The organism is Bradyrhizobium sp. McL0615, assembly GCF_049993905.1.
Lineage (GTDB): Bacteria > Pseudomonadota > Alphaproteobacteria > Rhizobiales > Xanthobacteraceae > Bradyrhizobium.
On record NZ_CP188254.1, the window covers coordinates 7,208,821 to 7,233,105 of the forward strand.

25 protein-coding genes are annotated in these 24,285 nt (G+C 62.2%); 12 read left to right on the top strand and 13 right to left on the bottom strand.

Going from position 1 to position 24,285, the window contains the following annotated elements:
- Positions 1–838: 838 nt before the first annotated feature.
- From ACPPVP_RS34650 to ACPPVP_RS34660, 3 genes are all read left to right on the top strand, one after another.
- On the top strand, positions 839–1,033 hold the full coding sequence (locus ACPPVP_RS34650) for a hypothetical protein (protein WP_426528044.1): 195 nt from the start codon (positions 839–841) through the stop codon (positions 1,031–1,033).
- Positions 1,030–1,293 carry a hypothetical protein gene (locus ACPPVP_RS34655; RefSeq protein ID WP_426528045.1) on the top strand — a complete coding sequence of 88 codons (264 nt, stop codon included), beginning with the start codon at positions 1,030–1,032 and terminating at the stop codon, positions 1,291–1,293. The genes ACPPVP_RS34650 and ACPPVP_RS34655 overlap by 4 nt, the downstream gene beginning before the upstream one ends.
- A gap of 293 nt (positions 1,294–1,586) precedes the next feature.
- Positions 1,587–2,909, top strand: coding sequence for a UDP-glucose dehydrogenase family protein (locus ACPPVP_RS34660; protein ID WP_426528046.1), 1,323 nt, complete (start codon positions 1,587–1,589; stop codon positions 2,907–2,909).
- A 193-nt stretch (positions 2,910–3,102) separates the two neighbouring features.
- On the opposite strand, the gene ACPPVP_RS34665 is transcribed toward ACPPVP_RS34660, so the two are convergent.
- The 7 genes from ACPPVP_RS34665 to ACPPVP_RS34695 all read right to left on the bottom strand — a co-directional run bounded on the left by ACPPVP_RS34665 (position 3,103) and on the right by ACPPVP_RS34695 (position 8,156).
- The gene (locus ACPPVP_RS34665) at positions 3,103–3,486 is read right to left on the bottom strand and encodes an H-NS family nucleoid-associated regulatory protein (RefSeq protein WP_426528047.1); all 384 of its coding nucleotides are present in this window, start codon (positions 3,484–3,486) and stop codon (positions 3,103–3,105) included.
- 230 nt (positions 3,487–3,716) lie between these two features.
- Positions 3,717–4,031, bottom strand: coding sequence for a metal-sulfur cluster assembly factor (locus tag ACPPVP_RS34670; RefSeq protein ID WP_426528048.1), 315 nt, complete (start codon positions 4,029–4,031; stop codon positions 3,717–3,719).
- Positions 4,031–4,531, bottom strand: coding sequence for a DUF2249 domain-containing protein (locus tag ACPPVP_RS34675; protein ID WP_426528049.1), 501 nt, complete (start codon positions 4,529–4,531; stop codon positions 4,031–4,033). The genes ACPPVP_RS34670 and ACPPVP_RS34675 overlap by 1 nt, the downstream gene beginning before the upstream one ends.
- 35 nt (positions 4,532–4,566) lie before the next feature.
- Positions 4,567–5,904: a hypothetical protein gene (locus ACPPVP_RS34680; protein ID WP_426528050.1), complete on the bottom strand. Its 1,338-nt coding sequence runs from the start codon at positions 5,902–5,904 to the stop codon at positions 4,567–4,569.
- Between the two features lie 9 nt (positions 5,905–5,913).
- The gene (locus ACPPVP_RS34685) at positions 5,914–7,092 is read right to left on the bottom strand and encodes an NnrS family protein (RefSeq protein WP_426528051.1); all 1,179 of its coding nucleotides are present in this window, start codon (positions 7,090–7,092) and stop codon (positions 5,914–5,916) included.
- 28 nt (positions 7,093–7,120) lie between these two features.
- On the bottom strand, positions 7,121–7,663 hold the full coding sequence (locus ACPPVP_RS34690; RefSeq protein ID WP_426528052.1) for a hypothetical protein: 543 nt from the start codon (positions 7,661–7,663) through the stop codon (positions 7,121–7,123).
- Between the two features lie 34 nt (positions 7,664–7,697).
- Positions 7,698–8,156 (bottom strand): pseudoazurin, encoded by a 459-nt coding sequence (locus tag ACPPVP_RS34695; RefSeq protein WP_426528053.1) that lies wholly within the window; start codon positions 8,154–8,156, stop codon positions 7,698–7,700.
- Positions 8,157–8,360: 204 nt separating this feature from the next.
- Here ACPPVP_RS34695 and ACPPVP_RS34700 point away from each other — a divergent pair, with 204 nt between their 5' ends.
- The 4 genes from ACPPVP_RS34700 (at position 8,361) to hemN (ending at position 12,793) form a co-directional block, all read left to right on the top strand.
- Positions 8,361–9,083 carry a Crp/Fnr family transcriptional regulator gene (locus ACPPVP_RS34700; protein WP_426528054.1) on the top strand — a complete coding sequence of 241 codons (723 nt, stop codon included), beginning with the start codon at positions 8,361–8,363 and terminating at the stop codon, positions 9,081–9,083.
- A gap of 211 nt (positions 9,084–9,294) precedes the next feature.
- Positions 9,295–10,422 carry a copper-containing nitrite reductase gene (gene nirK / locus ACPPVP_RS34705; RefSeq protein WP_426528055.1) on the top strand — a complete coding sequence of 376 codons (1,128 nt, stop codon included), beginning with the start codon at positions 9,295–9,297 and terminating at the stop codon, positions 10,420–10,422.
- 64 nt (positions 10,423–10,486) lie between these two features.
- Complete coding sequence (locus ACPPVP_RS34710) at positions 10,487–11,350, top strand: formylglycine-generating enzyme family protein (protein ID WP_426528056.1); 864 nt, start codon at positions 10,487–10,489, stop codon at positions 11,348–11,350.
- 90 nt (positions 11,351–11,440) lie between these two features.
- Complete coding sequence (hemN, locus tag ACPPVP_RS34715) at positions 11,441–12,793, top strand: oxygen-independent coproporphyrinogen III oxidase (protein ID WP_426528057.1); 1,353 nt, start codon at positions 11,441–11,443, stop codon at positions 12,791–12,793.
- A 14-nt stretch (positions 12,794–12,807) separates the two neighbouring features.
- Here hemN and acdA read toward each other — a convergent pair whose 3' ends face one another.
- Complete coding sequence (gene acdA / locus ACPPVP_RS34720; protein WP_426528058.1) at positions 12,808–14,019, bottom strand: 3-sulfinopropanoyl-CoA desulfinase; 1,212 nt, start codon at positions 14,017–14,019, stop codon at positions 12,808–12,810.
- 245 nt (positions 14,020–14,264) lie between these two features.
- Here acdA and ACPPVP_RS34725 point away from each other — a divergent pair, with 245 nt between their 5' ends.
- Positions 14,265–15,107, top strand: a complete 843-nt coding sequence (locus ACPPVP_RS34725) for a nitroreductase family protein (protein WP_426528059.1) — start codon at positions 14,265–14,267, stop codon at positions 15,105–15,107.
- Between the two features lie 39 nt (positions 15,108–15,146).
- Here ACPPVP_RS34725 and ACPPVP_RS34730 read toward each other — a convergent pair whose 3' ends face one another.
- Positions 15,147–16,208, bottom strand: a complete 1,062-nt coding sequence (locus ACPPVP_RS34730; protein ID WP_426528060.1) for a YeiH family protein — start codon at positions 16,206–16,208, stop codon at positions 15,147–15,149.
- An 85-nt stretch (positions 16,209–16,293) separates the two neighbouring features.
- On the opposite strand from ACPPVP_RS34730, the gene ACPPVP_RS34735 reads away from it, so the two are divergent.
- Positions 16,294–17,202 (top strand): LysR substrate-binding domain-containing protein, encoded by a 909-nt coding sequence (locus ACPPVP_RS34735; protein WP_426528061.1) that lies wholly within the window; start codon positions 16,294–16,296, stop codon positions 17,200–17,202.
- Here the strand turns inward: ACPPVP_RS34735 and ACPPVP_RS34740 are convergent.
- On the bottom strand, positions 17,199–17,417 hold the full coding sequence (locus tag ACPPVP_RS34740; RefSeq protein ID WP_426528062.1) for a hypothetical protein: 219 nt from the start codon (positions 17,415–17,417) through the stop codon (positions 17,199–17,201). The genes ACPPVP_RS34735 and ACPPVP_RS34740 overlap by 4 nt on opposite strands.
- A gap of 31 nt (positions 17,418–17,448) precedes the next feature.
- On the opposite strand from ACPPVP_RS34740, the gene ACPPVP_RS34745 reads away from it, so the two are divergent.
- Positions 17,449–18,078 carry a hypothetical protein gene (locus ACPPVP_RS34745; RefSeq protein ID WP_426528063.1) on the top strand — a complete coding sequence of 210 codons (630 nt, stop codon included), beginning with the start codon at positions 17,449–17,451 and terminating at the stop codon, positions 18,076–18,078.
- Between the two features lie 109 nt (positions 18,079–18,187).
- On the opposite strand, the gene ACPPVP_RS34750 is transcribed toward ACPPVP_RS34745, so the two are convergent.
- Positions 18,188–19,468 (bottom strand): ethylbenzene dehydrogenase-related protein, encoded by a 1,281-nt coding sequence (locus tag ACPPVP_RS34750; RefSeq protein ID WP_426528064.1) that lies wholly within the window; start codon positions 19,466–19,468, stop codon positions 18,188–18,190.
- 403 nt (positions 19,469–19,871) lie between these two features.
- On the opposite strand from ACPPVP_RS34750, the gene ACPPVP_RS34755 reads away from it, so the two are divergent.
- Positions 19,872–20,603 carry a sulfite exporter TauE/SafE family protein gene (locus tag ACPPVP_RS34755; RefSeq protein ID WP_426528065.1) on the top strand — a complete coding sequence of 244 codons (732 nt, stop codon included), beginning with the start codon at positions 19,872–19,874 and terminating at the stop codon, positions 20,601–20,603.
- Positions 20,604–20,661: 58 nt separating this feature from the next.
- On the opposite strand, the gene ACPPVP_RS34760 is transcribed toward ACPPVP_RS34755, so the two are convergent.
- Both ACPPVP_RS34760 and ACPPVP_RS34765 read right to left on the bottom strand, forming a co-directional pair.
- Positions 20,662–21,744 (bottom strand): helix-turn-helix transcriptional regulator, encoded by a 1,083-nt coding sequence (locus tag ACPPVP_RS34760; protein WP_426528066.1) that lies wholly within the window; start codon positions 21,742–21,744, stop codon positions 20,662–20,664.
- A 32-nt stretch (positions 21,745–21,776) separates the two neighbouring features.
- Positions 21,777–22,859 (bottom strand): LuxR C-terminal-related transcriptional regulator, encoded by a 1,083-nt coding sequence (locus ACPPVP_RS34765; RefSeq protein ID WP_426528067.1) that lies wholly within the window; start codon positions 22,857–22,859, stop codon positions 21,777–21,779.
- Between the two features lie 453 nt (positions 22,860–23,312).
- Here ACPPVP_RS34765 and ACPPVP_RS34770 point away from each other — a divergent pair, with 453 nt between their 5' ends.
- Positions 23,313–24,281: a helix-turn-helix transcriptional regulator gene (locus ACPPVP_RS34770; protein WP_426528068.1), complete on the top strand. Its 969-nt coding sequence runs from the start codon at positions 23,313–23,315 to the stop codon at positions 24,279–24,281.
- The last annotated feature ends 4 nt before the right edge of the window (positions 24,282–24,285 follow it).

Sequence of the window (24,285 nt, forward strand, 5' to 3'; positions counted from 1 at the left end):
CTCGCCTCCAGGAAAGCCGTCGGATGGCCAGCGAAACCGGCTAATTCGCAAAGCTGGAGAAAGGATGGAACTCAAACACCTCGCCGGCGTTCTCATCCCGGGAGTTTGTGATGAGTATTGCTGTTTCGGCATTAGCCACTTGGCTCGCGATCAATGTGGCGATAGTTGCGGCGCTTTATTTCAAACCGTTTGGCGCTCGTCTCCCGCGATGGCCTCGACCCGGCCCGCTTGCTTTCGCGCGGCCCAGACGGCATCGGTTCTGAGAAGTTAGGATCTTCATTGCCGCCCGCGCGTCAATTGTGGGCATGGTCTCAAGTTAGTCTGCTTCTCAATATTCGGCCTGGCGAGCGAGACCCGTTGCGACGACCTGAATCCGCTGTCGCCCCACGCCGGACATTGCGCCTGTCTCGGATTCTCGGATGGTCGCGGTTGTCTGGCAGAAATTCTGCCCTGAACTGACTGCTGTTTAATAGGGCCTGATCCGGCGTGGCGTGGTCACGAGGGGCGGCCCTATTGTTCACGCTCTTAAAGCCCGATGAGACGCCGTTGCTTAGACAACGCGAATATCTTCGGGCTTGCCGCATAAAGAATTGCCCATCCCGAAAGCGATCCGAATCCTGCTACCGCTGTTCCCGATTTAACTTCGACCGCCTGTATCAAGCTTAACGAGCGAATGCTGTTGCTCTCGATATTCGAGCAGATAGCGTGCACGACTGCTGGACTATTGCCCCGTCCAGTTCAACGTGGCGAAGCCGCCGGGCGACCTATAGTCAGTTTAGCCCACAGCGCGACTTCGTTACCGTGCGAGGCCGCTACGAAACTGTTGGGAGACGGCTCCATGTTCACCGCAATTAATCCTCTTGAATCACAACGATTGAAACGAGCAGGCGCCGAATTCTGGCATCTCTGGACCGTGAGATTTCCCCGGCGATCCATCACGGGCCGTCTTGTGCACGGCCGCGTGTGGCGCCGGCATGACGGGCGCCGCTGGCAATACAAGAAATTCATCGAGTACGATCAGGATGGAGAATGATGCCGAATTCTCACGGCAATCGACGAGCGGTTGGCAGGGCAGGAATCGAGAAAGGCGCGCTTCTGTTCTTCAAGGGGCAGATCGGCGCACGCGGTTGCAACGTCATTGACATTTCCGACGTTGGCGCAAAACTTCGGACACACAATCTATCGGTGCTGCCGAACACCTTCGAACTGACCTTCGACAACTTTTTAACTATCCGACAGTGCCGTCTAATTTGGCGAGACGGCGATTTCCTCGGCGTCGCATTCGAAAATTAAGAGGCTTCGCCTCATTGCATGAGCTTGATGTCTGACTTGGCGGACTTAGGACGGCTTTGGCAAGCAATTCCCCTTTTCGTTCGCAGAGATTTTTCGGAACGCAGACTGTCGATCGTAACTGGTATCCTTAACAAGCCAGGACCTGAGCAGCGTATTGCCAGTTTGCACCGCACAAGCTAGGCTTTGGTAATATTAAATCGAGAGCAGCGAGAGATAGTTCTACCGCTGCCCAAGATCACAAAGGATGGTTGGGACGAGTTGAGCCGATCCAACATTGAAGGAATATCCCGTTAATGCGTATAACGATTGTCGGAGCTGGATACGTTGGTTTGGTGTCCGGAGCTTGTTTCGCTGACTTCGGTCATCAAGTCACATGCGTCGATAATGACGCTTCAAAGATCTCGGCGCTTCAACGTGGCAAGATTCCGATTTTCGAACCGGATCTCGATCGGCTTGTGCAGAACAATGTCAAAAATGGTCGGCTCGATTTTAGTACCGACCTGGCGGGACCGGTACGTGAGGCCGACGCCGTGTTTATCGCCGTCGGAACGCCGTCGCGCCGCGGTGACGGTCATGCCGACCTGAGCTACGTGTACGCGGCATCGCGGGAAATCGCCGCGGCAGTGGACGGTTTCACCGTGGTAATAACGAAGTCGACTGTGCCAGTTGGGACAGGCGACGAAGTGGAAAGACTTATTCACGAAACGAACCCATCGGCTGATGTTGCCGTCGCTTCGAATCCTGAGTTTCTGCGTGAGGGCGCGGCGATCCGCGATTTCAAGTTTCCTGACCGAATTGTAGTTGGTACGGACGACGAACGGGCCCGCAAAGTTATTTCGGAAATCTACCGGCCGCTTTACCTTAATAAGGCCCCCGTCATATTCACGAGTCGCCGCACTGCGGAGCTCACAAAATACGCAGCGAATGCATTTCTTGCCACCAAAATCACCTTCATAAACGAAATTGCGGATCTAGCTGAAAAGGTCGGCGCAGATGTGCAGGAGATTGCCCGCGGCATTGGACTCGACAACCGCATCGGCTCGAAATTTCTTCATGCCGGGCCAGGCTTTGGCGGCTCGTGCTTTCCGAAGGACACCCGCGCGTTGATCAAGACCGCGCAGGACCACGACGCTCCGATGCGCATCGTCGAAGCGGTACTTGCAGTCAATGAAAATCGCAAACGTGCCATGGCACGCAAAGTTGCGTCCGTGTTCGGCGGAACGCTGCGCGGTAAAACCGTCAGCATCCTCGGCCTAACCTTCAAACCCAATACCGACGATATGCGAGAATCACCTTCGATACCCCTGATCACCGCGCTTCAAGACCTTGGAGCCAAAATACGGGCATACGATCCGGAAGGAATGGAGCAATCGAAGACCGAGTTATCCGAAATCTGCTATTGCGACGGTCCCTATAGCTGCGCGGATGGCGCCGACGCATTGGTAATCGTGACGGAGTGGGAGCAATTCCGCGCACTGGATCTGGACCGTCTGAAGCGCGCGATGGCATGTCCGGTCATGATTGACCTTCGCAACATCTATCAACCTCACGACGTGATCGCACACGGGTTTCGCTACGAAAGCGTCGGGCGAAACACGCAAACCGGTGGCGTTTAGCGACGTGAGCTCGGCGTGCTTTAGTTGATCCAGATCCAGTGGAGCAAAGCGTCCAGCCACAATTCACCCTGAAGAGATTCTGTCATCTTCAAGTCTAATTGGAGTCCGTTCAACTTCAGATCACGACATTTAACGCCAAGCCATCACGCGAGCATCCGGCGTCGTTACTTGCGAGCAACCTGTCTTAAGCAGCCTACGCCCTTTGCCGCCGAAAATTATTTCTGTTCGATTCCACATTCTGAATCACAAACTCGTCGAGGGTGTGACCCGTCTTCAGAGCGGCAGTCAGCCACCGGGGTTGTTTTCCACGCCCGGACCAAGTCTCCGAAGGCTCGTTCGGATTTCGGTATTTTGCAAACACCCTCGGATATTTGCGTCGCTCCCGTGGCGCATCTTTCGCCTGACTGTCCACCGCTTCCGATTGACGCATTTCTTTCTCGCGACGAAGCTGCGCCAATCTCTTTTCGAGCTCGCGTTTCTCTGACGTCAATCTGATAGAGAGGGCCGCGTTAACTTCCTCATGCAGCTGCCACATTTCGTCGACAGACATGGAATCAAGATTGAATTTCTTGCTCATCCGACGACTCTCAGCAATGTTCGATTCGAGGGTATTCCATATAGCGTAACGATCCGAATATTCAAGCGGGGGCAACGTTCGGTATGGCAACCTGGCAAAGGACCGGCTTGCTCAGTCGGCATTCCGATCCGAGCATATCGATACAGGCGGATCAGGTGGGGCATGTGGTCCTGGGCGCATATCTTCGCGTGGTTGATCTCGCTGGTAAGCGCCATTCGTCGTCCCAGACGTTAGTTCACTGCGGCGAAGCCGAGCGAGGTCCGGACGACCGGCGACATGCGGGAGGGTGTCCAGGGCGGATCGAACGTCATCACGATGTCGACGGAGCCGACGCCCGGCACCCGGGCGGCAGCGTTCGCGACACCCTCTTTAAGAAAACGGATAGCGGGGCATCCCGGGGTGGTCGCGGTCATGGTGATGCGAACGGCGCCATCGACGGCCGAGATGTCATAGACGAAGCCGAGATCGACGATGTTGTGACCAAGCTCGGGATCGATCACGACGCGCAATGCTTCCCGGATACGGTCGGCGATTTGGTTCGTCATTACGGCGCCCTGACGGTCAGTTCGTACGTGGCGCCATCCGGCGAGAACCCGCCAAGCCAGCGATACCCGCGCTTCTCGAGTTGCGGAAACAGAAAGACAGGCTCGCGCCGCAGCAGCGCCGAAAGCGTCTCACCAGGCCCTAGCTTATCGGCGGCCGCGAGGATCCGGACCATCGGCTCCGGAGGATCGAGGTCGCGATTGTCGAGCTTGACAGCCGGCTCGGGCCAACCGCCGAAGACCGAGGTGCCGGAGGGCGACGCCGTCTGTTTCATTGCCCCGGGCGTGAACAGCACTTCCCATTCGCCGGCGTCGAGCGCCTGCGCGGAATGCGCAAATCCTCTGTCCGCCATCACGGCGAACAACGGAATTGGCTTGAACGTGGCGTAAAGGCGGAGCCCCTGCCCCGGTTCGAGGCGCTCGAGCGCGGCCATGATGACCGCGAACGGCTCGCCACCTGCGCGCAGGATCGGACGGACGTCGACATCGATGTATTCGGTCATGCTTCTTCCTTTCGTTTCGTCTTTAGCTCTCGTCTTCAGCCCCTGGCACACAGCAGATGCGGCGCGCACGCGCCGTCCGGAAGGCGCAGCGGGCTCGCGACGTCCGCAAGCCGTCGCGCCCGGATCACTTCCCGGACGATGCCGACGAGGCCGACGGTCATCATCGCCGCCGCCGCCCGGAACGCCGAGGGCTGGCCGGCCAGCAGCATCAACGTGCCGAACCAGACGGCCACGTAGTAGATTACGAACCACTTCGATGCCCTCGCCTCGGAAACGAGATCCTGAACGCGGGGGGTAGGAGTTCGTCCCATCACCGGACCGTAGGTCTCGAGCCAGGTCAGGAACGCCACGATCTTGTAGAGCTTGGCCAGCACCAAACCCGACAGCCAGCCGAAGATGGAGAGAAAGGCGAAGGTGCCGAGATAGGCGGCGAAAGCGCCGGTCAGGACGAGCACCACGCCCAGGAGAGCCGCGCCTGCGAGACTGACGAAGGACAGCACCGCCATTCGCGTGTTGAGTTCAAGTTGCCGCCGCTTGCGTCCGCCAAAGATTCCGATCACGTCGCGCCCATATAGAACGATCGCCGCCAGGCCGAGGGCGCCGACCGCCGGCAACACGACGTTCAATCCGGAGACGAGCCAGATTGCGAGAACCCCGCCGACCACGGCAGCGCCGATGGCGAGCGTGCCGGCCGCCAATGTCATATTGCTCTTCCGCTCGTCGACATCGGGCGAGAGCATGAACATGGAGAGCAGCCGGTAGCTCACCCCCATGGCCGTCAATGTGAGCCAACCGCCGAGGCCCGCGATCGCGTGCAGCGGAACGCCTGATGCCAACATCGATTGCCCGGCCGATCCCGCCCATCCCGCATGCGCAAACGCAAAGACCGCGCCGAACGCTGCGGTGGCGCAGAGCGAAACCAACCCGACAAGAACGAAACGTGCCGGACCTCTCGGCCGCAGCCACGCCGTCAACCCGAGATCGACAACGACTAGGCCGAACCCCGCGATGAGCAGGATTGCGCCCATTGGAAGAAGCCAGAGCCAGGCGGGAAGCCGCCCCCCCAATCCCAGGAAGCCCGCAAGCAACACGGCGAGACCTGCCGTCAACAGGCCAAGCGCCGGCAAGGCCCACTTCTCCGAAAACAGCGGCTTTGCCACAAGGACAGGCACGAACTGGAACAGCGCGCCGCACATCGCCACGCTGAGCCAGCCGATGCAGACCACGTGCACCAGGACGAGCGTATCGGGCGATGCGAGATGCGCCGACGGATAGCCAACGCCTGCGACCATCAACGCTAGCGCAACGAACAACCACGCAAGCGCCGTCGCGAAGTAGCTCATCGTCCATCGTGATATGCTGGCGCCGATCATCGTAGCCCTTCAGAATTTACGGGCGCTGCACAGCAGCGGCGCGTAGACAAGCGCGAAACCGAGAAACGCCGCCGCCCACGCGACGCCCGCGATCGTCAGCAGCAGGATCGCATGGGCTGGCTCAAGCGCCGCGCATACCCGCGCCAGCGCCGCGACGACGATCGAAGCGTAGACGAACTGCGTGGCAATGGACGCCGAAAGCGCCTGCCCGGTGTGGCCGAGCGAGGCACGGGTCATCACAGCGATCGTCATCGAACCGATAGCGCCGCCGGTCCAGGCGTGGATCCCGGCGCTGGGGGCGACAAGGTCCGCTGCCGATAGCGCCGCCAGCAGGAAACCGGCCGGAACGAACGCGTAAGCCACATGGAGGATCAGCACGAGGCGGTCCGACACGGTCCGATGACCGGCCCAGCGCGCCAGGCGGACGACGTGGAGTAAACCGGCGACGCCGAGCGCGGCTGCGACGAAGCGACCCGAAGGCGCCACCACCCACGCGATCATGGCGCAGACACCCGCGGCCATGGTGATCGCATCGAAGCGGTTGAAGGGAACGGGTAGCCGTCCCGGTTCGCGCCGCGCCAGCCAGTTGCGCGTAAAACTCGGAACGATCCGTCCGCCCATTACGCAGACCAGCGTAAGCACGAGGGCGACGCCGGCTCGCATGGAATAATCCGCCAGACCGCCGAGATGCGCCTCGACATGAAACGCGACATTGGCAGCGGCCAGCAGCGAGATGATGCCGACCACCTTCAAATTATTCCACTTGCGTCCGGCGACGATCTCGCGGGCCGCCGCGGCGGCAAGCAACAGCAGAAAGGCAGCGTCGATCACCAGTGTGATTTCCCAGCCGATGAAGCCGGAGAATGTCACCGCCAACCTGCCGGCAAGCCAGGCGGCGAACAGGATCGCGAGCGGACCACCCTGGATCGGAAGGCGGCCGGTCCAGTTCGGCACCGCCGTCAAAAGAAAGCCGGCGATTACGGCGCCCACATAGCCGAACAGCATCTCATGGACGTGCCAGTCCCGCGGCACGAACGCGGTCGGTAGCCGGACGTCGCCGGCAAATACCGCAAGCCACAGCGGAACCATGGCACCTGCATAGATAGCGCCGAACAGAAAAAACGGCCGAAAGCCGTGGGAAAACAGCGCCGGCCCCTGATAGGCCCTCAATTTCTGCATCGTCGCCATCAGCGATCCTCGTCCATTCATTGTGATCTTAGCCTGATCCGGTCGGCGCTCTTTGTCGGGGCACAAATTGCAGCATCGTTCGGCGGAGTGTTTGATCCGCAACAAAGATCGGGCTGATCTTGGTCTGCATTGTCGGCCCGCCATCAACGGAGGACACGATGCGTATTTTCGAGCGATTGCGAGAACGAAGCCGGAGCGACAGCGCCATCGAGCGCAAACTTTTCGAGGCCATCACCGACGATCTCTTGCTGAAACTCGAAGGCCAAACTTCGATCCCGGTTTTCACCGAGAGCAAGGCCAATTGCTGTTCCTGCTGCTCAGCCGAAGAAAAAGGCAATCCAGTAGGCAGGCCTTGCGCCAGATCAACATCCCCCGTCGCTTCAGCGGCAAATAATCGCGGATATCTAGCGCTGCCCCGCGCGACTGGCTTCTGATCGCGCTTGCCACGGACGATTGCGACCTCGAACCCGGCCACGCCCGCGCGGCCGGGTTCGAGCCAGTGCGTTTCCCGCGCCGGCGTAAGTCCGGCGCCTGGTACAATGTCTGGATGGACGAGGTGTTGCTCATTCATCCGGCCAACTGGAGAAGCCGGCGCGAGATGACCGCTATTTGGAAGCGGTTTTGCTGGCTTCGAGCTTGTCGAAGAGCGTCGCAAAGACCTGCTTTGCCTTTCCGACCTGCGGAACGGCCTTCGCCTGGTCGACATTGCCGGGCTTTCCAACCACGATCATCGCAACCATCCCCATGCCGTAGTGAGGCAGGCACTTGATGCCGTAGACGCCTTCCTGCTCGAACTTGACGGCGAGATCTTCATTGTTCTTGCCTGCGAATGGCGCCGCGCCCTCGGGGAGCATGCCCTTGATGGACTCCGCGTTGTGGCCCTTGTCCGTGGACACGAACTTGACGGTGTCGCCGGGCGCGATCTTCACGAAGGCCGGCTCGAACACCATCACAGCGCCATCGCCGCCCTTGTTGAGGAGCTTGACTTCGATCTCCGCCGCCCGGGCGCTTCCGGCCAGAACCAGAGCCGCCGCGGCCGCGGCCAACATCGCAATCTTTTTCATGTTCCCGTTTCTTTCCTGTTTCCTGTAACTTGCGCCCGGGATTTACCGGGCTCCCGGGGCATCAGATACCGCCGCCTGGTCCCCCGGAGATTGCGCCAGCGCAATCTCCGGGGGGAATTATGGGCTAAGAGATGATCCTGGCGGGCCGTTGAGGCCTGCTTCGGCCGCGGGTACCATCCGCAGCGGATTGGAAAGAGGAGATCGATGGCCTCAGTCGACCGCTCACTGGTCGCACACCTGCCGATGTTCGCTGGCCTTACGCCCGCCGAACAGGACGAACTACTGCGCGAAGCGCGTTCGATTCGATACCCGAAGGGGAGCGCCGTCTTCGATCAGGGCGCGGAAGCCGATCGCTTCTACATCCTGATTCACGGCCATCTTCGCGTCGAAAAGACCACGCCGCAGGGGCAACAGTCCGTCGTGCGCTACGTCTCGGCCGGCGAGTTGTTCGGCGTCGCGCAAGCCATGAACCTGACACACTATCCGGCGACTGCCGTTGCCGCCGTGGACAGCATCGCGCTCGCCTGGCCCTCGTCTTCCTGGAATCGCCTGATCGCGAAATATCCGAGCCTCGCCTCCAGCGCGTTGCAGACCGTCGGCAGCCGCCTGCAGGATACACAGGCCCGCGTGCTGGAGATGTCGAACGAGCAGGTCGAGCAGCGTGTGGCGCATGCGCTGCTCCGCCTGGCCAAGCAGGCCGGAAGGAAGGTCGATGCCGGCGTCGAGATCGATTTTCCCATCAGCCGGCAGGACGTCGCAGAGATGACGGGGACGACGTTGCACACCGTCAGCCGGATTCTCAGCGCGTGGGAGCAGCAGGGACTGGTCGAGGGAGGCAGGCAGCGGATCGTTCTGCGCGATGCGCACCGGCTGCATGTCCTCGCCGAAGGCAAAGAAGCCGCTCAGACACGCAAGCCCGCGCCTTAGGCCGCGGCATCCGCGACAGACACCGCATCATATTTCCTGCGGCGATCTTAACCTCGCGGTTACCAAGCCTCTTTGATCCCGCGCAAATCATCGAGCCTTAACTTCGTCGGTCGCTAACGCGTCTTTCCTTGTTCCAGCGCAAAGAGTCTCGACGCCACATCGCGCATTCTGCATCCATCGAATTAGTACATACAAAGCGATGGAGAGCATCATGCTGACGAGAAGGACTGCTTTAATGGGCGCCGCCGTCGCGGCGCTGATGATGGCCGCACCGGCCGTGGCGAGAGCAGCGGACGATCTGAAGCTGCCGCGCCAGAGAGTCGAACTGGTCGCTCCGCCCTTTGTCCACGCCCACGAACAAGCGACCAAGGCCGGACCGAAGATCGTCGAGTTCAAAATGACCATCCGGGAGAAGGAAGTCGTCATCGACGAAGCCGGCACGAAATTCCATGCCATGACGTTTGACGGATCGATGCCTGGTCCGATGATGGTGGTCCATGAGGGCGACTACATGGAGCTCACGCTGGTCAATCCGGCGACCAACAGCATGCCGCATAACATCGATCTGCATTCGGCGACTGGCGCCCTGGGTGGCGGCGCGCTGACCCACGTCAATCCCGGCGAGCAGGTGGTCCTGCGCTGGAAGGCGACGCGGCCCGGCGTCTTTGTCTATCACTGCGCCCCGGAAGGCATGATCCCCTGGCACGTCGTCTCCGGCATGCACGGCACGGTGATGGTGTTGCCGCGCGACGGCCTGAAGGATGCGGAAGGCAAGCCGCTGCACTACGACAAGATCTTCTACATCGGCGAGAACGACCTCTATGTGCCGAAGGACGCGAACGGCAAGTACAAAACCTACGAAACCGTCGGCGAATCCTATGCCGACACGACCGAGGTCATGCGCAAGCTGATCCCGACTCACGTAGTGTTCAACGGACGGGTCGGATCGCTCACCGGCAAGAACGCGATGACCGCGAAGGTCGGCGAGACCGTCATGCTCGTGCATTCGCAGGCCAACCGCGATACCCGGCCGCATTTGATTGGCGGGCATGGCGACTATGTCTGGGAGGCCGGCAAGTTCAACAATCCGCCACAGAAGGACCTTGAGACCTGGTTTATCCGCGGCGGCTCGGCCGGCGCCGCGCTCTACACTTTCCGCGAACCCGGCATCTACGCCTACGTCAACCACAACCTGATCGAGGCGGTCGAGCTCGGCGCCAGCGCCCACATCAAGGTGGAGGGCAAGTGGAACGAGGACCTCATGAAGCAGGTCACGCCTCCCGGCCCGATCCCGCCTGACAAGGTCGGTGCTGCCGACCCGGTGGCCGTCACCCGCTAGGTAGCGCTCGAAACGACGGCCCGCGGTAGCACCGCGGGCCGTCGCATGAAGAGGAGGCAAGGTCATGCTCATCCTGATCAAAATGAAGACGGCGATGCTCGCAGGCGCGCTGGCCGCGCCGATCATGGCGACCGTGTTCGCGCCCACTCAACCCCAGGACCAGGACGGAGCCCTGCGCCTCGCGTCCACCTCCTTCAGCTACCGGGCCGCAGGCGATTTCTCGCAGGCCGGCCGGCCGGTCGAAGCGCCGCTGCGCGAACTGCGACTGCCCGCTGATCTCACCATCATGAAACGACAGGTCACGGTCGCCGAATACGCGCGCTGTGTCGACGAAGCCGCCTGCCCGCGCATCGCCGTTTCGGCAGGCGCGCAGGACGTACCCGTCGTCGGCGTCAGTTGGCACGATGCCTCGGCTTACGCCGCATGGCTGTCGCGCAAGACCGGTGTCACCCATCGTCTGCCGACCGACGAGGAGTGGACATTTGCCGCCGCCGAGAAGGCGCGCGACGAAGCGACGCCGCTGGTCGACCCCTCCGATCCGGCGCAGGCCTGGATCGCCCGCTACGAGGCCGAATCCGCCCGCTCCAGGCCGGCCGCGACGGCCGCTCAACCCGGCGGCACGTTCGGCACTAACAGCAACGGACTGGACGACCTGGCCGGCAATGTCTGGGAATGGACGAACAGCTGCTTCGTGCGCGTTTCGCTCGACGGCGAGGACGAGCGGATCACCAACACGAATTGCGGCGTCCGCGCCGTGGAGGGCGCCCATCGCTCCTACATGACCGATTTCATCCGCGATCCCAGATCCGGCGGCTGCGCCGCGGGCGTCCCGCCGGCCAATCTCGGATTCAGGCTCGTCGCCGAACCCTCCCGGTCGGTCGCCTCGTCCGTCGTCCGGAACGTCACAAAGCTGCTGCAGCGAACATAGACGCCCGGCAATTGGCGGTGGGTTGAGCCAGCGCAAAGTACTCCTGCCCCGAGTCCGGTAATTGATCGGGAGGCGGAAGGAAAAAAGCAGATGCGATCGGACCTGGCGCAATCCTACGGGCAGGACCAGCTGCCGCGCTACACCAGCTATCCCACGGCCCCGCATTTCTCGCCGGGGATTGGCGAAGAGCGCTATCGCAGCTGGCTGAAGTCGGTGCCCGTGCGGCAACCGGCCTCGATCTACCTTCACGTGCCGTTCTGTCGATCCATGTGCTGGTACTGCGGATGCCACACCTCGGTCACCAAGCGCGACGATCCGATTGCGACCTATACCGCGGGCCTGCGCACCGAAGCGCGCCTCGTCGCCGAGACGATCGCGCAGAGAATGCCGATCTCTCATATCCACTTCGGCGGCGGCACGCCGACGATCATGTCGCCCGAGACGTTCGTGGACCTGGTCGGCGCGCTACGCTATTCGTTCTTCGTCCTTCCCGATGCCGAAATCGCCGTCGAGATCGATCCGCGCACGCTGACGGAGCCGATGGTCGAGGCGCTCGGCTATTGCGGCGTCAATCGCGCGAGCCTGGGCGTCCAGAGTTTTGACCCCGCCGTGCAGCGCGCCATCAATCGGCTGCAGAGTTTTGAACAGACCGCAGCTTCCGTCGAGCGGCTGCGCCGGACCGGCGTCGGACGGATCAATTTCGACCTGCTCTACGGACTTCCGCTGCAAACGGTGGACTCGTGTCTCGACACCGTCGCCAAATGCGTCGAACTCCGGCCGGACCGCTTTTCGGTGTTCGGCTACGCCCACGTTCCCTCTTTCAAGAAGCACCAGCGCAAGATCGCCGAAGACGCCCTACCCAATAGCATCGAGCGGCACCTGCAGTCCGAAACCATCGCCGAAGCCTTGCTCGATGCAGGCTACGTCCGCATTGGCCTCGATCATTTCGCCCTCCCGGGCGACAGCCTGGCCATCGCAAGACAGGACGGCAGGTTGAAACGCAACTTCCAGGGCTACACCGACGATTCCGCCGACACGCTTATCGGTCTCGGCGCCAGCGCCATCGGCCGCATGCCGCAAGGATTCGTACAGAACGCCGTTCCGACACGCGACTATCTCGCGCGCATCGCCGAGGACCGGCTCGCTACCGCCAAGGGCTACGTATTCACCAGGGAAGATCGCTTCCGCGCCGACATCATCGAGCGGATCATGTGCGACCTTGCGGTCGATCTGCCCCGGCTATCCCGGTTGCATGGCCGCGACCATCGATCCGCGATCGTCGATCACCCGCGGATCGAGAGCCTGATCGCCGACGGCGCCGTGACGATGATCGACAACCGGCTCTCGATCAGCGACGGCGCGGAATTTTTGGTGCGGAGCGTCGCATCGGCGTTCGATGCCCATCTTGCGCATTCCGCGGCAACGCATAGCCGCGCAGTGTGAGCCGCGATGAAAAATTACTTTGCCGCGAGGGATGGCGCCTGAACCGTCTCGGAATAACCGTCGCGGGTCTGCGGGATTTTTGTATTGAGAATCCTGGACGCCACCAGCGTCCTCAGCACCTGCGCCGTGCCGCCGGCAATCGTGAACATCCGCGCATCCCGAACCATGCGTTCGAGCGGATAATCCCGCGAATACCCCCTGGCGCCGAACAATTGGAGCGCCTGGTTGGTGACCGTGTTGGCCGTCTCCGAAGCGATGATCTTCGCCTGCGCCGCCAGAAGAGGATCCGGGAAGGGATCGGCGCTAAGGGCTGCCTGATGCAGCGACAGCCGCGCGGCGTTGAGCGCCACCGCCATGTCGGCCAGCATCCACTGCAGGCCCTGGAATTCGGCGATCGGCCGCCCGAACTGCTTGCGCTCCTTCACGAAGGTCATGGCCTTCTCAAACGCGCCCTGCGCCAGTCCGAGCGCGACTGTGCCGGCGCCCACCCGCTGGCTGTTATAGGCGTCGATGAGATCGGCAAAGCCGCGCCGCAGCCCGCGCGGCGGCAGCACCAGCATATCCTCGGGGATTTCCAGGTTCTCGAAGATGATCTCCGTTTCGGGGATGCCGCGGAGACCCATGGCGGGTTCGCGTTTGCCGATGACCAGGCCTGGCGTCCCCCCAAGCGCGAGGAAGCCGCCGATCCCCTGCTCTGCGCCCCGCTCGTCGAACACCCGCGCAAAAATCAGATGGAGTTTTGAGACCCCACCGCCCGTGATCCAGTGCTTCTTGCCTCGGATGACGTAGGTGTTGCCGTGCTTGTCGGCGCGCGTCGTCATCTCGGTCGCCGCCGATCCGGCTTCCGGCTCGGTGATGCAAATCGCGGGCTTGTCACCCGAAAGAACGAGATCGGCTCCCAGCCGCTTCTGCTTTTCGGTGCCGTACTGCATGACCGCGGAGATCGCGCCCATGTTGGCCTCGACCGTAATGCGCCCCGTCGCCCCGCATACCCGCGCCATTTCCTCGATGATCAGGGCGGCCTCGAAGTAACTTCCTCCCCGACCGCCGTAGGATTCAGGAATCGTATAGCCCATGAAGCCCGCGGCCTTAAGCGCGGCGACGTTAGCAAAAGGGTAGGCTTCGGTGCGATCGATCTCCGCCGCTCTGGCTGCGAATTCGGCTTCGGCCAATTCACGCGCGGCACTGCGGAGCTTCAGTTGCTCCGGCGACAGTTTCATATCCATTGCAATCTTCTCCCCGGGAACAGTGCCGCCTTTTCGATCATTCGGCTCCGAAGCGGCACAAAAGGCAAATGAATAGTTTATGGTCCCGACTTCAAATATCTCAAGTCCCGCCGTGAGCATTCGGGCGGCTCCGGCTCCGCGCGCAACGTCTCGTCGCGACGCCGGTCTGACATGCCACGCCTCTCACCCTTGCCTATCTCGTGCGGACCTGACGTTAATAGGCAGCGCTCCTGGAGACCTTCGAGATGTCCAATTCAAAATCCCCGCTTGTCGATCGCTTCGGTCCTGACGCTGCAGATGTGGAATTCGGCGGTGACGCCCCGTCTCTCCTCAATCAACTGGCGGCCCGCGGCTCGGTGCGAAAATTCCGCTCCGATACCATTCCATACCCGACCTTGCGGCGGCTATGTGCGCTCGCGCTATGCTCCCCGACAAAAAGCGATCTCCAGCAGCGCGACATCATCATCATCGACGCGCCGCACCTGAAATCCCAGATCGGAGCGCTGCTGGCCGACGGCCGGCTCGGCCAGAAATGGCTTGCCGACGTCCCTAACCTTCTCCTGTTCTGCGGTAACAACCGGCGGCAGCGTCGGATCCACACATTGCGCGACAGGCATTTCGCCAACGATCACCTCGATGCCTTTTTCAACGCTGCGGTCGATGCTGCGATCGCGCTGTCCGCATTCGTGATCGCGGCCGAGGCTGAAGGCCTCGGCGTCTGTCCGATCAGCGCGGTCCGCATCCACTGCGACGCGCTGTCGCGGCTCCTGAAACTTCCCGACCATGTTTTCCCGGTAGCCGGCCTCGCCGTGGGATATCCTGCCGAAGCGCCGCAGCTCAGCATGCGGCTTCCGCTGTCCGTGACCGTGCATCACAATACATTTCTCGAAGACGGGCTCGATGATGCCATCGAAGCATATGACCGGCGCCGCGAGGCAGCCCAGCCCTATGCGGCTCAACGCTATGTCGGGGAATTCGGATTGGCCGAGACCTATGGCTGGTCGGAGGACAAGGCGCGGCAATACGCGCACCCCGAGCGCGCGGACTTCGGTGCCTATGTGAGGCGCATCGGCTTCAAGCTGGACTGACCAGCTCGAACGATCCCGCGCGGCCACCTGGACGAGACATCAGTTGAACAGGTGAACCAGCCCGATGCTGATCGCGAGCAGGAGCATCAGCGACAGCGTCACGGCCGCCGTCACCCTGCCGCCGACGGTGGCGAGAACACGAACATCGACGCCGAGGCCGAGCGCCGCCATCGACACGACCGTGAGAAAGCCGGTGACCACGGTCAGCGGTCCAGCCACCGTAGCGGGTACGATATCGAACGAGCGCAAAACGGAAAGCGCGAGAAAGCCGAGGATGAACCAGGGCACGAGCCGGAAGAAGCCGACCGTTGTCTTGCCGTGCACACCGCCATGCAGGCGCGGAGCGAGCAGCGAAAGTCCCACCACGATCGGCCCCAGCATCAATACGCGCATCAATTTCACCAGCGTGCCGATCTGCGTGCTCACGAGCCCCGCCGGCACGGTCGCGGCAAGCACCTGCGGCACGGCATAGACCGTGAGACCGGCGAGAATTCCGTACTGCGTCGCGGACAAATGCAACAGCGGAATGAGCAGTGGCAGCCCCAGCACCATCATCACGCCGAGTATCGCCGTGAAGGAGATCGAGGACGCGATTTCGTCGCTATCGGCGCCGATCACCGGCGCGACTGCTGCAATCGCCGAATTACCGCAGATGGAATTGCCGCAGGCAATCAGGATCGAAAGCCGCGTCGGTAGCCCGAGCGTGCGGCTGATGCCAAAACTGAAGCCCAAAGTCACGACGACAATAGCGGCAATCGCGCCGAGCAAGGCCGCGCCGGACGCCGCGATCGCGGCAAAACTGATGGATGCGCCCAGCAGCATCACGGCCACTTCGAGCAGCTGCTTGGCGCTGAAGGCGATGCCGGCCTGCCAGCGCTCGGACGGATTCCAGAAGCTGCGCACGGCCATGCCGAGCAGAATCGCCAGTACCAGCGCCTCCACATAGGGGTGCGCGAACAAGCGCCGTTCGGCGGCTTCAAGGGCTGCCGAGACGCCGGCGACGACGATGCAAAGCAGAACGCCGGGAATGAGCGCCGCAAGACGGGTCCCGCTGCTGGCCGCTCCATTCCCTGGAACAGAAAATTCCTCGTCCCGCGGCACTAATTTCCCCCGGAGAGAAAAATCTATGCGTCATATCGCGATAGTTAGGTAATATATTTTCGATCTGGGCCGATAAAGGGAAGTTATGTCCTTAAACCTGCATTTGCTGCGCCTGTTCACGACGGTGGTGAGAACCGGGAGCTTCTCGCGCGCAGCCGACGCCCTCCATATCAGCCAGCCCGCGATCTCCAAGGGCGTGCGGGATTTCGAGCTTCAGGTCGGCTGCCGCCTGCTCGACCGGACACCGAAGGGCGTGCGGCCGACACGGGAGGGAAAGGCGCTGGTGCGGCATGCGGAGGCGCTGTTTGCAGCCGAGCGGTCGGCCGAGGACGAGCTATTGTCGCTGCGCAATCTCGACAGCGGATCGCTGCGCATCGGCGCGTCCACCACGATCGCGACCTACATGATTTCGGACTATCTCGGGACGTTTCATCGAAACTATCCTGGGATCGACCTGCATCTCGTCATCGCCAATACCCGGGACATCGCCGATCTCATGCTGGCGCATGATATTGAGATCGCGCTGGTCGAAGGTCCGGTCGAAGATGACGAGCTCGAAAGCCATGCCTGGCGCACCGATGTGATGAGCCTGATCGTCGATCCGCGGCACCGCTTCGCGGCGGCCGAGCGTACAATCGACGGCGCCGCGCTTTGCGATGAAGTCCTGATCGTGCGCGAGCCCGGTTCCGGATCGCGCGAAGTGGTGGCGCAGGCGCTGGCCGCCGAGGGCATTGAACCGAGGCGGACGCTGGAGATCGGCAGCACCGAGGCAATCAAGCAGGCGGTCGCCGCCGGCCTCGGCGTCGCCATCGTCTCCAGCGCCACGATTTCCGATCAGGTCACGCTCGGCCGGCTCAAGGTCGTGCCGATGCGCGACCTGCGGATCGAGCGCACGCTGTGGCAATTGAAGGTGCCCGGGCGAATAGAAATTCCCGCGGCGACCGCGTTCGAGCGGATGATCTGGCAGGACAAGCGCGTTGCGGAAGTAGCCTAGAAGATCGCGGCCTTGACGAGCGCGGCAACGCGGCTGAATTCGTCAAAGACGCCCGGCTCGAAGAAGACGGCGCGGGCGATCACGATGGTCACGACCAGCGACCAGAACAGGCCGGTGCCGGCCCACAACAGATATTTGGACGCGCGCGACGGCAGCGCAGCTTCCCCTTCGGGCGCCAGGCGCTCGCCAAACGGCTCGTATCTCAAGCGTTCCATTGCGCGGCCAATCTGTTGATTTGCCGCGTAAATGTCGTCATTTCCGGCCGACGGAGCAATGGAAGCGATTTGCTTTTTCGAGCCGCGGAATGGAAGCGTATTTCGCTATGGGCCGGCTGCGGAACGGCTTTCTTCTTTGCCGGTGTTTCGGCACGTCACATGTGGCTTCGACGCCTCGAACGCCGCTGGACGGCTTTCAACTCGTGCCGCGAGCAAAAAATCGATGATGCGGGCGGCCGGAGTGCATCTGATGTGGTCCGGCGAGAGGGGCTGGGAGGTCTCGCTGGCCATAGCGGACATGCACCCGGCCGCCCGTCCCGGGCAGTCACGACGCGTCGGGCGATGGGTCAACCGTCCGGATGCGTTTGAGACCACCCTCCTTGCGCGCTACAGGCGCGAGCAAGGATACGGAAATCAATCACAAGCTCGCGGTGCCGTCACATGCGGTGTAGCGGCTGAACTCGTCAACGCGTCAATCCTGGACTCCAATCTGTGTCGGATCCGACTTCTGCCAATCGGGGTGCGCGGCCGGCAGCACGATGAATGCCGCATAAGCATGACAACCGAGGAAGACGGCGACGATGACCGTCAGCAACAATCGTGTTCGGAACGACATCGGTTCTCTGTGGTGCGCGTGGCATCGATCGAATACGGACACTGACATGGCCGCGTGCCACGACGCGTCCGCCGTTCGGCGGACACGATGACGACAATCCATTCACGAATGCGTGTGCCGCGCCCAACAAGGAAGCAGCAGCCGTACGATCGAACTATCGCTGCAGCTGCAGGTGGACCGGCCGGATGTGGCGCGTGTGATAGGTTTGCGCGTGATCGAACACCGCCACCCACATGCGGGTATTTCTGCCGATCGGTACATCCGGATGTTCGGCATCGAGGCGTCGCGCCACCTCGAGGGTCCACTTGCCGGCGCCCCAGCGGGCCGCCCCCTTGATGTCCGCCCGTTGAGCCAGATCTTCGGCTAGGATCAATGAGCCCGGGATGACCGCGCCGATCGGAATCCGGGCATCGAGATCGGAGGAATAAAGTTCGGACTCCGCCATCGTCATCCACCATCGGGCGCCTTCGCTGTCACCTTGATCGGGTTCAAGATCAACCTTGCCAAGCGCGGCGTAAGTCGCTCTCCAGTCCGTCGGCAGCCGTTTGGGCTGAACCGCGCGTTCGTAGCCGCCAACCGGCTGGGCCTCGAAATTGTCGCCATAAAGCGACGCAGCGCGTAAGTCCTGGACATAGCCGCCACGGTACGGAAAGTCTCCGGCTGTCTGAGCATGGGTGGGATCAGCCGGGAGATCGAAATGGTTCTTGTCGATCCATCCCAGCAACCCGCCACTCGACGCCTTCCATTGCCAGACTTCCATGGCGAGGCCGGGCGCCGAAGTGAAGTGCAGCCCACGCTGCGATAACGGGCCGGGTTTGTCGGCGATCGGCGTCGGCCCGCCGCGGTAGGTGTGATCACCCGGAATGACGATGGGCAGGTTCGTGAGCAGGACCGCGAACTTATCCTCGAAGAACGCGCGTTCGTCAGCGCGATCGTACCTGTCGTGGAGCACGTACCAGCCGTCCTCGCGCTTGACGAGCGGCAGGTGCTTGAGCGAACGGGTCGGATCTTCCCAGGTGAAACGGAAGTAGACCCACCTGCCGTCATGCACTGCCCGAATCTCGACGGCCGAGTTACCCTTGCCACCGAGATTGCCACCGAAGCTGGTGAGCACGTTGACCGGCTTGGCCAACCGCCAAGCCGCATCGGGCGCATCGCCGTCGAGGATTGGTGCGGCTCCGCTGTCAATGCGCGGAATATAAAGCGTGTCCTCCAACGCCGAGCGCCACACCATGATCAGAGCAACTCCCGCGATCCCCGCCAGCATGGTCATCAGCAGAGGACCGGCTGCAGAAAGGGGCCGACGCGATCGTGGTGAAGCCCGCCCGGTCACCCCGCGTTCAAACAAGCTATTGGCCCGATAGTGCGCAAAGAGCTTGCATCGCAGGTGCTTCCTCCAATGAGGGCGGCGGGCAAGGAGGGAATTCGATGGCATCGTCAACTCGTGTCGTTGGACCCAAGAATAATTGCCGATCGCTTCGTCACACCGTTGGCGATCAATGCGCGTTGCGAAGTAGCCCGTGCGCCAAAGGCGCTATCCTGTCGCGCCATATAGCGGGACATGGCTCTCGACGCGTCATGCAATTAAACGACTTTGTTGCAGCGTAGGCGCGCGCTTGAGGAAATGACGCAGGCCGATCTTTTCAATTCGTACGCGTGAATTTTCGGCTGACGATCCCCGCATAATTTTCCTGCAGACTGCCCGGCGATTTTCGTTCCAGCCTCCCTCAACTGCCTGACTTGCTCGGCGAATATCGACACTAGGTTGCGGTCGATTTTCAGATGCGATCGGCGACCGTCATATGCGCGACGGCTACGCGCGATGAGGAGTAGAGACCATGGCTGACCTGATCTCCTATGGTCTCCTTTGCTTCGGCGTCTTCGTCGGCGCCTTCGTTTCCGGCCTGGCCGGCTTTGCGTTCTCTGCGGTTGCGGGCGTTTTCGTTCTCCACGTCCGGACGCCGACCGAGGCCGTGCCTCTGATGATGGCTTGCAGCATCGTGGTTCAGGGCGCCAGCCTCGCCGTTCTGCGCAATCGCATGACGTGGCAAGGCAGCCTCGCCTTCGTCGTTGGCGGCGTACTGGGAATCCCGCCTGCGCTCTATCTGCTGCAACGCGTTGAAACCAGAATCTTTCGAACAGGCTTCGGCGTCTTTCTGGCGGCCTATGCCGCTTACATGCTTTTTCGTCCCGCCGTTGCACTCGTGCGGCAGGCGCAAAGCCGCCGCCGGGATGCGATGGTCGGGTTCGCAGGCGGCTTCATCGGAGGCCTGACGGCGATGCCGGGAGCGCTGCCCACGATCTGGTGCGACCTGCGCGGACTGCCGAAGAATCAGCAGCGAGGTCTGGTTCAGCCGTTCATCGCGACGATGCAGCTGTTGGCGTTGCTGCTCATGATGTCCCGCCGCACTCTCCCGACAGGCATGCTGAACGACTTCATCATCAGTCTGCCGGCGCTGCTGGCGGGAACGGTCGCGGGAATCGTGATGTTCGGTCGCGTGAATGAAACGGCATTTCGACGCGTGGTCCTCATCATCCTGCTGATCGCCGGGCTCGGCCTGCTCGTCTGACGTCATTGCACCGTTCGCGCCGTGTCGAGCATTCTGTGCCGCCGCAAGGGGCCGGCTATCAGCCGTGCATTCCGGCCGCAGCCACGGCCACGGCCGTCGCGGCCGCGCGGGTGCCGACGTCGAGCTTGCCGTAGACCCGCTCCAGGCAATGCTTGATGGTGGCGGGCGACAGGCCGAGAATGCCGGCGATCTCCGCATTGCTCTTGCCGTGGGCGAGCAAGGCCAGAACCTCGGTCTCGCGCGGACTGAGCCCCAGCGAGACAATGTCCGCGGGCGCGATGTGAAGCTTGCGCTCGCTCAGCAGCAGGAAAGGCCCGCCGCGGTCGCGCAGGATCTGAATCGTGAGCCGTCGGCCGTCGCGTTCAGCAACGAATGGCTGCAACGGCGCAATGGAAGCATTCGCCGTGAGCTCCTGGCGCCGCAACCAGTCGTCGACCGGCGCAGGCAGCGCACCGCGGTCGGTCCAGTGGAAATACGCGGTCAGCAGCTCCTGCGCGCGCGCACTCGTCTGGCGAATGCGTCGGTCCGGCCCGAGCAGGATAGCCGCGCGGCCGTTCACCTCGAGGCCCTGAAGGAGTGTAGCAAGCTGCGCCTTGAGGTCGCTGACGGCCTCGGCATAGCGATAGGCCGCTTCGAGATGCGGCGCCAGCAGATCGAGCACGCGGCGGTCACGGCCGTCGAAGTCGAGCGTCTCGCGCATCGCAACGACGTGCATCTTGTAAGGACGGGACACACGAACGGCGACGCCGAGCATATGCTCGATACGAAAAGGCCGGTAGACCTCGTTATAGAGCGCGGTGCTGCGCCATGATGGCTGGCTGACCAAATCGCTCAGCGTGGCTGCCTTGACGGCCGCCTGGTCCGGAGCCCAGTGATCCAGAAACGGATGCTCGTGCATGTGCCGCTCGAAAACTTGCCTGACATTGGGCATGCGCATGGTCGGACCCGAGGCCCAGCTCGATGACCAGCGAGCGCGCCGCAGAGCTGGATTGATGCCGCTCATATGGAAGCTGTTGCAGTTGATGACGCGCTGAAGCGATCGCACCATGCCGATCTCGCACTCCTCGGGCGCCTGGTAGGAATACAATTCCTCGACGACTTCCAGGATCGCGTGAAAGTCACGCTGCCTCAGATGCCTCATTCAGTGCTCCTCTTGGACGGCAGGGTTGGCCATCAGCCGTGCATTCCGGCCGCAGCCACGGCCAGGGCCGTCGCCGCCGCGCGGGTGCCGACGTCGAGCTTGCCGTAGACCCGCTCCAGACAATGCTTGATGGTGGCGGGCGACAGGCCGAGAATGCCGGCGATCTCCGCATTGCTCTTGCCGTGGGCAAGCCAGGCCAGGACCTCGGTCTCGCGCGGACTGAGACCAAGCGAGGCAATGTCCGCGGGCGCGATGCGAAGCTTGCGCTCGCTGAGCAGCAGGAAGGCGCCACGGCGGTCGCGCAGGATCTGAATCGTGAGGCGCCGGCCGTCGCGTTCGACGACGAGTGGCCGCAGCGGAGCGGCGGACGCGTCTACCGTGAGCCCTTGGCGCCGCAACCAGCCATCGACCGGTGCAGGCAGCGCGTTCCGGTCGCTCCAGCGGAAATGCGAGGTCAGCAGGTCCCGTGCGCGCGCGCTCATCTGGCGAATGCGTCTACCCGGCCCGAGCAGGATGGCCGCGCGGCCGTTGGCCTCGAGGCCATGATGGAGCGTAGCAAGTTGGGTCTGGAGTTCGCCGACCGCCTCCGCATTGCGGTAGACGGCCGCGAGATGCGGCGCCAGCAGATCGAGCATGCGGCGGTCACGGTCATCGAAGTCGATCGTCTCGCGCAAGCCAACGACGTGCACGGCGTGCGGCCGAAGCCCGGGAAGGGCTACGCCGAGCATATGTTCGATGCGGATGGGACGATAGATTTCGTTATAAAGACCGGTGTCATGCCATGAGGGGCGGCTGATCAGATCGCTCAGCGTGACTGGCTTTAGATCCTCACGGTGCGAATTCCAGCGCCGCAGAAACGGATGCTCGTGCATGTAGCGCGCGACAACTTCGTTCGGGTTTGGGATGGTCTCTGGTCTGCGCGAAACCCAGTCGGAGGTCCATCGAACGCGGCGCTGCTTCGGGTCGCTTTCGCTGAGATGCCAGCTGTCGCAGTCCATCACTGTTTGGAGCGATTCCACAATGCCCGCCTCGCAGGCATCTAGTGTCTGAAACGAATACAGCCGCTCGACGATCTCCATGATAGCGTGAAAGTCACGCTGCCGCAGCCGGCTCATTCATCGCTCCCAATAACCGATAGGGCCGAACGCCCCTTGTGACCTGCGGTTGCATGGATCAGGTTTCGTGCCACCGCCTCGGCGGCGGATTCGACGAGCCGGCGTCTCGCGCTTGTTCTCGCGTCCGGGACTTCAAGCTCAAACCACAGTCTCGAACCACGCCAAATTGATGGAGTTGCCCGTTGTCCCTCGCTTCCAACGCCCAGCACGAGCCTGCGCACAGGCCACCGGGTACTGGCGTGAAGCCGGTCCAATTTGCGGCAAAACTTCGACATGCTGGAATGAACACTCGCGCCCCCGGCCAAAACAGAAAACCGTTCGGCCATGGTAGCGTCCATAGCACTCTCTTCGTGCCACGCTCTGTGATTGCGATCACAAAATATGATCCTCCAGAGAAACAGTGGTTTCATAGCCATGCGACCGCCCGTGCTTGACGTGGGCGACGTGAACCAGATGACGGCATTCGAAAGCAGTGAAGCTTGCATTGGTCGGGCGAGCGCGGTTCGGGATAATGAAATTCTGATTGGCTTGATTGGCGCCATCTACGAAGCGGCGCTCGATCCGGCAAAATGGGCGGGCGTTCTCGATATCATTACTGATTTCATCAACCCCGGCGCGGAGCGTTTCTTCCACGGTGGATTGCAGCCACGGGAATGGGTCGATGCGGCGAATGCCATATTGGAAGAACCTGCCGACGATCTGGTGTCCGGCACGCGCCATCGAGCCGGCGTGGCGGACGACATGCGGCGCCGCCTGGTCGTGATCCTGCCGCACATCCGCCGGTCGTTGCAGATCGGCGAAGATATCGCCCGCAGCCGGGCAGAGACCGCAGCGCTTGCCGACACGGTCGATGGTCTCGGCGCAGGGCTATTCGTCGTCGACGGCACGACGCGGATCGTCCACACCAATGCCGCCGCACGCCGGCTTCTCGCTGCCGAGGACGTGCTGTCCTCGCACGGCGGGCGTTTGGTTGCCTGCGATCCACAAGCCAATCGAAGTTTGCGCCTCGCCTTGGCTGCTACCGACGGGCCGAGCGATGTCATGCCCGGTCCGTTACCGCTGATCGCGCCCGACGGTACGCGTCGTGTCGGCCATGTACGCCCTCTGAAACCGGTCGCAGGATCGTACGGCAACGGCCCTCAAGAAGCCCTTGCCGCAGTGCTGGTTTATAAGGCGGGCATGGAATGCCCCCGGCCGCCCGACATCATCGCCAGATCCTACAACCTGACCCCCACCGAATTGCGCGTTCTGCTTGCCATCGTCGAAATCGGCGGCGCACCGGAGGTGGCGGCGAAGCTCGGCATCGCCCCCAGCACCGTGAGGACGCATGTCGGCCGCCTGTTCGAAAAGACCGGCACCAAGCGACAGGCCGAGTTGGTCCGGCTCGTCGGCGGATTTGCCAGCCCGTTCCAGGACGAATGAAGCC

Bases quoted from the DNA above. Each gene is read 5' to 3' on its own strand.
- ACPPVP_RS34650 (WP_426528044.1), top strand. From the start codon at position 839: ATGTTCACCGCAATTAATCCTCTTGAATCACAACGATTGAAACGAGCA.
- ACPPVP_RS34655 (WP_426528045.1), top strand. From the start codon at position 1,030: ATGATGCCGAATTCTCACGGCAATCGACGAGCGGTTGGCAGGGCAGGA.
- ACPPVP_RS34660 (WP_426528046.1), top strand. From the start codon at position 1,587: ATGCGTATAACGATTGTCGGAGCTGGATACGTTGGTTTGGTGTCCGGA.
- ACPPVP_RS34665 (WP_426528047.1), bottom strand. From the start codon at position 3,486: ATGAGCAAGAAATTCAATCTTGATTCCATGTCTGTCGACGAAATGTGG.
- ACPPVP_RS34670 (WP_426528048.1), bottom strand. From the start codon at position 4,031: ATGACGAACCAAATCGCCGACCGTATCCGGGAAGCATTGCGCGTCGTG.
- ACPPVP_RS34675 (WP_426528049.1), bottom strand. From the start codon at position 4,531: ATGACCGAATACATCGATGTCGACGTCCGTCCGATCCTGCGCGCAGGT.
- ACPPVP_RS34680 (WP_426528050.1), bottom strand. From the start codon at position 5,904: ATGATCGGCGCCAGCATATCACGATGGACGATGAGCTACTTCGCGACG.
- ACPPVP_RS34685 (WP_426528051.1), bottom strand. From the start codon at position 7,092: ATGGCGACGATGCAGAAATTGAGGGCCTATCAGGGGCCGGCGCTGTTT.
- ACPPVP_RS34690 (WP_426528052.1), bottom strand. From the start codon at position 7,663: ATGAATGAGCAACACCTCGTCCATCCAGACATTGTACCAGGCGCCGGA.
- ACPPVP_RS34695 (WP_426528053.1), bottom strand. From the start codon at position 8,156: ATGAAAAAGATTGCGATGTTGGCCGCGGCCGCGGCGGCTCTGGTTCTG.
- ACPPVP_RS34700 (WP_426528054.1), top strand. From the start codon at position 8,361: ATGGCCTCAGTCGACCGCTCACTGGTCGCACACCTGCCGATGTTCGCT.
- nirK (WP_426528055.1), top strand. From the start codon at position 9,295: ATGCTGACGAGAAGGACTGCTTTAATGGGCGCCGCCGTCGCGGCGCTG.
- ACPPVP_RS34710 (WP_426528056.1), top strand. From the start codon at position 10,487: ATGCTCATCCTGATCAAAATGAAGACGGCGATGCTCGCAGGCGCGCTG.
- hemN (WP_426528057.1), top strand. From the start codon at position 11,441: ATGCGATCGGACCTGGCGCAATCCTACGGGCAGGACCAGCTGCCGCGC.
- acdA (WP_426528058.1), bottom strand. From the start codon at position 14,019: ATGGATATGAAACTGTCGCCGGAGCAACTGAAGCTCCGCAGTGCCGCG.
- ACPPVP_RS34725 (WP_426528059.1), top strand. From the start codon at position 14,265: ATGTCCAATTCAAAATCCCCGCTTGTCGATCGCTTCGGTCCTGACGCT.
- ACPPVP_RS34735 (WP_426528061.1), top strand. From the start codon at position 16,294: ATGTCCTTAAACCTGCATTTGCTGCGCCTGTTCACGACGGTGGTGAGA.
- ACPPVP_RS34740 (WP_426528062.1), bottom strand. From the start codon at position 17,417: ATGGAACGCTTGAGATACGAGCCGTTTGGCGAGCGCCTGGCGCCCGAA.
- ACPPVP_RS34745 (WP_426528063.1), top strand. From the start codon at position 17,449: ATGTCGTCATTTCCGGCCGACGGAGCAATGGAAGCGATTTGCTTTTTC.
- ACPPVP_RS34750 (WP_426528064.1), bottom strand. From the start codon at position 19,468: ATGCCATCGAATTCCCTCCTTGCCCGCCGCCCTCATTGGAGGAAGCAC.
- ACPPVP_RS34755 (WP_426528065.1), top strand. From the start codon at position 19,872: ATGGCTGACCTGATCTCCTATGGTCTCCTTTGCTTCGGCGTCTTCGTC.
- ACPPVP_RS34760 (WP_426528066.1), bottom strand. From the start codon at position 21,744: ATGAGGCATCTGAGGCAGCGTGACTTTCACGCGATCCTGGAAGTCGTC.
- ACPPVP_RS34765 (WP_426528067.1), bottom strand. From the start codon at position 22,859: ATGAGCCGGCTGCGGCAGCGTGACTTTCACGCTATCATGGAGATCGTC.
- ACPPVP_RS34770 (WP_426528068.1), top strand. From the start codon at position 23,313: ATGACGGCATTCGAAAGCAGTGAAGCTTGCATTGGTCGGGCGAGCGCG.